General features: G+C 47.5%; 1 protein-coding gene. It reads left to right on the forward strand.

The annotated features are described in order from the left end of the window. A partial coding sequence (locus QZL71_RS13200) for a recombinase family protein (RefSeq protein ID WP_294649213.1) occupies positions 1 to 448 on the forward strand: 448 nt, incomplete at both ends.

The raw sequence follows: 448 nt of genomic DNA on the forward strand, positions 1-448 counted from the left end.
CGTGTTACTACAAGAAAGAGATGTTTGGCCGCTTTATTGATGATGAAAAGATGTATGATTGGGACAGTGCCTATATCAGTCAGGTTCTGCACAGCCCAGTCTACGCCGGACACATCATCTACGAAGCCAAGCCCACCGTGTCCATGAAATCCAAAAAGCGGCGTTATATTCCGTTTGAAGAACGCGCTATCGTTCCGAATACACATGAAGCAATCATCCCACAAGACCGTTGGGAGAACGTGCAGCGAATCCTTTACAGCCGTTCCAGTAGTTTTATGTGCGATAAGACCGACTACGACAATATCTTCAAAGGCATCGTCCGCTGTGCAGACTGCGGCAGAACGATGTTAGTCAAGGTCGAGCACAGGCGCAAACGTAACAGTGTTCTGGATCAGACCTTTTATTGTTGCAGCACTTATCGGAAATATGGTGCGAAAGCCTGTGACTC

Origin of the sequence: uncultured Faecalibacterium sp. (genome assembly GCF_900066275.1) — a bacterium.
Classification (GTDB): Bacteria; Bacillota; Clostridia; order Oscillospirales; family Ruminococcaceae; genus Faecalibacterium; species Faecalibacterium taiwanense.